Origin of the sequence: Amnibacterium sp., assembly GCF_025463795.1 — a bacterium.
In the GTDB taxonomy this organism is placed as follows: Bacteria; Actinomycetota; Actinomycetes; order Actinomycetales; family Microbacteriaceae; genus Amnibacterium.
Genome location: NZ_JAODBE010000070.1, coordinates 69,121 through 75,120, shown reverse-complemented (window position 1 = coordinate 75,120; position 6,000 = coordinate 69,121). Strand labels below are relative to the sequence as shown.

Sequence of the window (6,000 nt, the reverse complement as noted above, 5' to 3'; positions counted from 1 at the left end):
CGTCCGGCCGCTCCGGAGGGCCGGTACCGCGGTGCGTGATGCCCTCGCCGCCACCGGCGCGACCGTGGATCGGCCGGCGCCGCTCAACGACGGGCAGCGCTTCGACGCCTGGGTCCGGCGCAACGGGCTGGGCGATCGGGCGCGAACGGGCGACCTCGCCGCCGTGCTCCGCGCCGTCCGCTGAGCGGTCAGCGTCGCCTGCCGAGCAGGCCGGCGCGCACGAGCAGCAGGTAGAGCTCGCAGCCGAGGCAGAAGTCGAACACGGCGTTCAGGAACGCGGCGACGAACGCGACCCCGGCCGCGATCGGCGCGGCGAGCGGCACGCCGGACAGCGCCACCACGAGCCCGACGACGGTGACGACGAAGCCGACGAGCTGCGCGAAGGTCGGCGCGGCCGCATCCTCGAGCTCGGCGGGCGGCGCGAGGCGCGGGCGCACGAACCGGCGGAACAGCACGCCGTAGGGGTGGCGCCGGATGCCGGCGAACGCCCCCCAGCCGAACAGGGCCGTCACGGCGGCCAGCAGCACGACGGCCGCGACCGTGGCACCGGCGACGCCGAGGAACACGTCGACGAGCAGCACGACCGCGGTGATCGCGGCCCCGAACCGCGGAGCACGCGGATCGACGCTGGTGGGACGGGTGGCGACGGATGCGGTCATGCGGGCGACTCCAGCAGCAGGTCGAGCTCGCGGGCGAGCGTCTCGGGACGGGGACGGCCACCGATGCGGCCGCGCACGCGGCCGTCGGCATCGAGCAGCAGGGTGGTCGGCGTCTGCAGCACCTGGAAGCGGTCGGCGAGCGCGATCCGCTCGCTCAGGTCCACCTCGAGATGCACGACGCCGGGCCGGAGCGCGGCCTCGGCGCCGAGCAGCCGCGCAGTCGGCGGGCACTGCGTGCACATCGGCGTCGAGAGCTGCAGCAGCGTGGCCCGGGCACCGAGGGCATCCGTCCCGAGGTCCTCGGGACGCACCACGGGTCCCCGCACCCGTCGCGCCCGCCCGGTCGTCGTGCGCCACAGCAGCCCGAGCACGGACGCGACGAGCACGAGGGCGGCCACGACCAGTGCTGCGATCACGACCACGGCGTCACGCTACGTCGTGGTCGGCCGATGACCCCGAGGATGACCGGATGTGACGGCGGTCAGGCCTCGCCCATCATGAGGCCCTCGATGTCGTGCTTCTGCGTGATCGGGATCAGCTCGTCGACGATCGGGCAGACGAGGTGCTGCTGGACCCGCTCCGGGAGCGAGTCGTAGAAGGGGCGGGTGACGGCCATGTCGTGGTGCTCCGCGTTTCCCGCGCCGGGCGCATCCACGCCGAGCACGAGCACCGGCCGCGGCGACTCCGAGACGTTCTTCGTGCCGTGGTGGATCGTGAGGGCGCTGCGGGCCGAGATGTCGCCCATCTTCGGGTGCTTGCGCACGGCCAGCCCCTCGTAGCGCGACCACATCGACTTCGGCGGGAACATCTCGTGGTCGAACTCCGGCGAGAGGTCGAACTGCGTGCCGGGCGCGATCTCGAACGGGCCCATCTCCTCCACGGTGTCGATCGCCGTCAGGTTGAACGCGAGCGAGCTGAGGCGCTTCTCGGTCCTGGTCGCCTCCGGCATCCGGAAGTCGCGGTGCCACGGCTGGTCGGTCGCGCCGGGGAACGGGATGTCGAAGCCGAGCTCGACGATCTGGTACTCGGACCCGAGGATCGCCTCGCACACCTTCCGGACCCACGGGTGAGCGACCAGCTCGACGAAGCCGCGCAGCTGCTCCGGGTGGATCTCCACGTAGTAGCGGCGGCGCCCGCGGCCGACCGCACCGCGCGGCCGCGCGAGCGCTTCATGGAACGCCCGGTAGATGTCCTCCGCCATGTCGCGGGTCCACTCACGGGAGAAGGCGCCCTTCTCGGCGACGATCCCGTCGCCGTAGATGCCCTCGACGATCCCGCGGACCTCGTCGCTCGCCCCGTCGGGGACGGGCAGCGGATCCGGGCGCCCGATGCTCAGGGATTCGAGGGTCGTCGTGTCACTCATGCGTCCTCCTCAAGGGCCGAGAAGCGGCCGTCGTAGGCCGTGAGGCGATGGTACGACGGGCGTCTTGGAGCGGCCGGTCAGCCGGCCGGCTCCTCCACGGGCGCCCGGTCGGCCCGGGCGGGGAGGATGCGGCTGAGCCCGAGGGCGCCGACGCCGGCGAGCGCGGTGCCGGCCACGATCAGCACGACCCAGGAGAGCGGCGCCGGGCCCCCGAGCAGGACGCCCGCGATCGGCGGCCCGATCAGGCCGCCGAGCGGCCAGGTCGTCGACGCGAGGGCGTTGTAGCGCGCCCGCAGGTGCGGCGGCGCCAGGACGTTCGGCATCGCGCCGGACACGGGGCTGAGGAACGTCTCCCCGAGCCCGAAGACGCCGAGGGCGGCGACCAGCACCACGTCCGCCGCGAGCCCGTGCAGCGCGGGCAGGGTCGCGAGGCCGGTCGCGGTCCACGCCGCCGCCCACAGTGTGGCGGTGAGCGCGAGCAGCCGCGTGCGTCGCCAGCGGCGGGTGAGGCGCACGACGGCGAGCTGCGAGACGACGATCGCGGCGGTGTTCGCCGCGAACCCGATGCCGACGATCCGCGGCGTCGCGTGCCCGACGAGGGTGGCGAAGGCGGCCCAGGGGCCGTCCAGCTGCGCGTAGCCGAAGACGCCGAGCAGGAGCGCGAGCGCCAGGTAGGCCGTGAACGGCCGGTCGGCGAGCACAGCGCGATAGCCGCCGCCGCGCGGCCGGTCGGATCCGGGCCGCCGCCGGGCCGCGGGGTCGGGCAGGTACCCCGGTGTGCCCCGCATCCCCAGCACGACGATCGCGGCGAAGATCGCGGTCGTCGTCGCGTCGATGCCGTAGATGAGCTGGAAGCTGGCGGGGTCGTCCAGGGACACGATCCAGCCGGACGCCAGGCCGCCGATGCCGAGCCCCGCGTTCATGACCCCGAACCGCAGCGCGAACGCCCGCGGCTGCTCGGAGAGCGGCACCTGACCCGCGATCAGGCCGTTCAGCGCGGGCCACGCGACGCCGTTCCCGGCGGCGATCACCGCGACCGCGACGGCCGCTTCGAGCACGCCGCCACCGATCGCCAGCAACGCCGTGCCGAGCGCCTGGGCGACGAGCCCCACGACGAGCATCCGACCGAGGCCGTACCGGTCGCCGAGCGGGCCCCCCGCGGCCGTCGCCACCATGCCGGCCACCGCGGACGCCGCGACCAGGACGCCGGCGAGCGCGAGCGGCACCTGCCGCACCGCGTGCAGGTAGACGAGCAGGAAGGGCAGGGTGAGCCCGCCGCCGAGCGAGGAGACGAGGGTGCCCGCCATCGACAGCCGCCACGCACGGCGGCTGCGACGCGCGGTCGCCTCGGTCAGGGTCACCCGGAGACGCTACAGACCTCCGATGACAGCGCCCGACGCCGGCGCTCGTCCCGGGCGGGATCCGTCGCCGAACCGACGAGGCGCCGCTCAGCCCTGGAAGTCCTCCGGGTCGACCTCGTCGAGGAAGCGGCGGAACTCCGCCACCTTCTCCTCCGCCTCCTCCTCGGGCTCCGCGCCTTCTCCGTCGTCCTCGAGCACGCCCGCGTCCGCGAGCACCGCCTCAGCGACGAAGAGCGGTGCCCCGACGCGGCAGGCGAGGGCGATGCCGTCGGAGGGACGGCAGTCGATCCGCAGGTGGCCGTTCGGCGTGGTGAGGCTGAGCTCCGCGTAGAAGGTGCCCTCCTCGATGCGCGTCACGTCGACCCGGTCGAGCGTCGCGCCGACCGCGCGCAGCAGGCGCTGCATGAGGTCGTGGGCCAGGGGACGGGGTGCGTCCTCCCCGTTCACCGCGATCGAGATGGAGGCGGCCTCCTGGTTGCCGACCCAGATCGGCACGAGCGTGCGGTGCCCGTCGTCGCCGTCGAGCGGCGTGAGGAGCACGACCGGCTGCATCCGGGCGTCGACCACGAGCCCGAGCACACGGACCGGGATCATCTGCACCTCCGAGGGCTCGCCTCATCCGGAGCCGTCAGGCTAGGCCCGCAACCGGAGCACCGGCCGGGCGGCGTCCTCGCGCTTCCTCAGCGCCCTGCGGACACCGCAGCGCGCTGCGGCGCGTAGACATATCTTCGCGGCGCCGGGGGTCCACGCCCGTCAGCGGCGGAGCACCGACCGCAGGATCCGCCACCCGATCCAACCCGTGACCACCCACGGCCCCGCGACGAGCAGGGGGTCGATCCAGCGGTGGTTCGTGTCGGCCCGGTCCGACCGAAGGGCGCCCGCCTCGCGGCCCACGCTCTCGGTGCGCACGCCCGTCTCGGTCACCAGGTCGTCCGGATGCAGCGAGATCGCTGACCGGAGGTGCGCGCCGGCCGCCTCCACGCGGTCCCCTGCGATCAGGAGCAACCAGTGCGCGAGGCGCGCCTCGCTGAACCGCTTGTACGCCGCTCGGCGGATCAGGCCGGAGACCCCGTGCAGGGGCGCCACCGTGCCGAAGACCGGCGGCAGGATCCCGTGCTCGATCGACCGCTCGCGGGGGTACGTCTCCTCCTGCCGGTCCGGGAAGTCCCAGTGCGCACCCGTGCCGGCAGGATCGAAGCGCTCGCGCGGGTAGGAGGGCCGGTCCTTCGGATCGAGGTCCGCGCCCCAGCCGGGGATGCGCGCCCGCAGCTCCTCGCGCGTCGGCACCAGAGGCGGCTTGTCGGCCACGTAGGGCCGGTTCACGTCGGTCATCCGAATCTCCTCACGCGCCCGGTTGGACGAGCACCTTGATGCAGTCGTCGAGCTTCGCGGAGAAGATGTGGTAGCCGTCCGCGATGTGCTCGAGCGGGATGCGATGCGTCACGATGTCGCTCGGCCGGAAGTAGCCCTGCTGGATGTGCTCGAAGAGCCGGGGCCACTGCCGCTTCACCGGCGTCTGGTTCATCCGCAGCGTGAGGCCCTTGTTCATCGCGTCGCCGAACTTCACCGCGCTGAACACCGGGCCGTACGCGCCGGCGACCGACACCGTGCCGCCCTTCCGAACCGAGTCGATCGCCCAGTTCAGCGCCGTCGGCGACCCGCCCTGCAGCTTCAGCTTCGCACTCGTCACCTGCTGGAGCAGGCTCCCGTCCGCCTCCGCGCCCGCCGCGTCGATGACGACGTCGGCACCGAGGTAGTCGGTCTGCCGCTTCATCTCCAGCACGACGTCGTCGAGCTCGGCGAAGTTCACGGTCTCGGCGTAGGCGAACTCCCGCGCCTTCGCCAGGCGGTACTCGAGGTGATCGATCACGATCACTCGGCCCGCGCCCATGAGCCACGCCGACCGGGCGGCGTAGAGGCCCACGGGGCCCGCCCCGAACACGACCACCGTGTCGCTCTCGACGATGTCGCCGAGCTGCGCGGCGAAGTAGCCCGTCGCGAGGGCATCGGTCAGGAGCACCGCGTCGTCGTCGGCCATCCAGTCGGGGATGATCTGCGGCCCGACGTCCGCGAACGGCACGCGCACGTACTCGGCCTGCCCGCCGTCGTAGCCGCCCGTCGTGTGCGAGTAGCCGTAGATGCCGCCCACCGCCGTCGCATTCGGGTTGACGTTGTGGCAGTTCGAGTAGAGGCCCCGAGCGCAGAAGTAGCAGGAGCCGCAGTAGACGTTGAACGGCACCATCACGCGGTCGCCCCGCTTGAGGCGCTGCACCGAGGAGCCGACCTCCTCGACGACCCCGATGAACTCGTGGCCGAAGGTCGTCCCGATCCGGGTGTCCGGCATCATCCCGTGGTACAGGTGCAGATCGGATCCGCAGATCGCCGCGAGCGTCACCCGCACGATCGCATCGTTCGGATGCTCGATCCGGGGGACGTCCTTCTCCTCGACCCGGATCCTGTAGGGCCCTCGGTACACCATCGCCCGCATCGGTGCTCCTCCCCGCGACCCGCGCGATGCTTCGCCGACAACCTGGGCGACGGCGGGGAGCGCGGCGACGGAGGGCTGAGGACGCAGCACTCCGGCGTCGGACGAAGCCGGCCGCGCCGATGCCGGCCG

General features: G+C 73.1%; 8 protein-coding genes. 1 reads left to right on the top strand and 7 read right to left on the bottom strand.

Features of this window, described 5'->3' with window-relative positions:
• Positions 1-184, top strand: a 184-nt coding sequence (locus JWQ92_RS07015) for a hypothetical protein (protein ID WP_297343754.1), incomplete at its 5' end; no start/stop codon positions are given.
• Between the two features lie 4 nt (positions 185-188).
• On the opposite strand, the gene JWQ92_RS07010 is transcribed toward JWQ92_RS07015, so the two are convergent.
• The 7 genes from JWQ92_RS07010 to JWQ92_RS06980 all read right to left on the bottom strand — a co-directional run bounded on the left by JWQ92_RS07010 (position 189) and on the right by JWQ92_RS06980 (position 5,871).
• A complete protein-coding gene (locus tag JWQ92_RS07010; RefSeq protein WP_297343753.1) occupies positions 189-659 on the bottom strand; it encodes a DUF4395 domain-containing protein in 471 nt (156 codons plus the stop codon).
• Complete coding sequence (locus JWQ92_RS07005; protein ID WP_297343752.1) at positions 656-1,081, bottom strand: thioredoxin; 426 nt, start codon at positions 1,079-1,081, stop codon at positions 656-658. Before JWQ92_RS07005 ends, JWQ92_RS07010 begins: the two co-directional genes overlap by 4 nt.
• Positions 1,082-1,140: 59 nt before the next feature.
• Positions 1,141-2,022 (bottom strand): phytanoyl-CoA dioxygenase family protein, encoded by an 882-nt coding sequence (locus JWQ92_RS07000; RefSeq protein WP_297343751.1) that lies wholly within the window; start codon positions 2,020-2,022, stop codon positions 1,141-1,143.
• 77 nt (positions 2,023-2,099) lie between these two features.
• The gene (locus tag JWQ92_RS06995; RefSeq protein WP_297343750.1) at positions 2,100-3,383 is read right to left on the bottom strand and encodes an MFS transporter; all 1,284 of its coding nucleotides are present in this window, start codon (positions 3,381-3,383) and stop codon (positions 2,100-2,102) included.
• Positions 3,384-3,470: 87 nt separating this feature from the next.
• Entirely contained in the window at positions 3,471-3,977 is a 507-nt protein-coding gene (locus JWQ92_RS06990; protein WP_297343749.1) for a bifunctional nuclease family protein, read from the bottom strand.
• Between the two features lie 159 nt (positions 3,978-4,136).
• Entirely contained in the window at positions 4,137-4,715 is a 579-nt protein-coding gene (locus JWQ92_RS06985; protein ID WP_297343748.1) for a hypothetical protein, read from the bottom strand.
• Positions 4,716-4,725: 10 nt separating this feature from the next.
• Positions 4,726-5,871: a zinc-dependent alcohol dehydrogenase gene (locus JWQ92_RS06980; RefSeq protein ID WP_297343747.1), complete on the bottom strand. Its 1,146-nt coding sequence runs from the start codon at positions 5,869-5,871 to the stop codon at positions 4,726-4,728.
• Positions 5,872-6,000: the final 129 nt, after the last annotated feature.

Coding starts and splice junctions, on each gene's coding strand:
- JWQ92_RS07010 (WP_297343753.1), bottom strand. CDS start 659: ATGACCGCATCCGTCGCCACCCGTCCCACCAGCGTCGATCCGCGTGCT.
- JWQ92_RS07000 (WP_297343751.1), bottom strand. CDS start 2,022: ATGAGTGACACGACGACCCTCGAATCCCTGAGCATCGGGCGCCCGGAT.
- JWQ92_RS06990 (WP_297343749.1), bottom strand. CDS start 3,977: ATGATCCCGGTCCGTGTGCTCGGGCTCGTGGTCGACGCCCGGATGCAG.
- JWQ92_RS06985 (WP_297343748.1), bottom strand. CDS start 4,715: ATGACCGACGTGAACCGGCCCTACGTGGCCGACAAGCCGCCTCTGGTG.
- JWQ92_RS06980 (WP_297343747.1), bottom strand. CDS start 5,871: ATGCGGGCGATGGTGTACCGAGGGCCCTACAGGATCCGGGTCGAGGAG.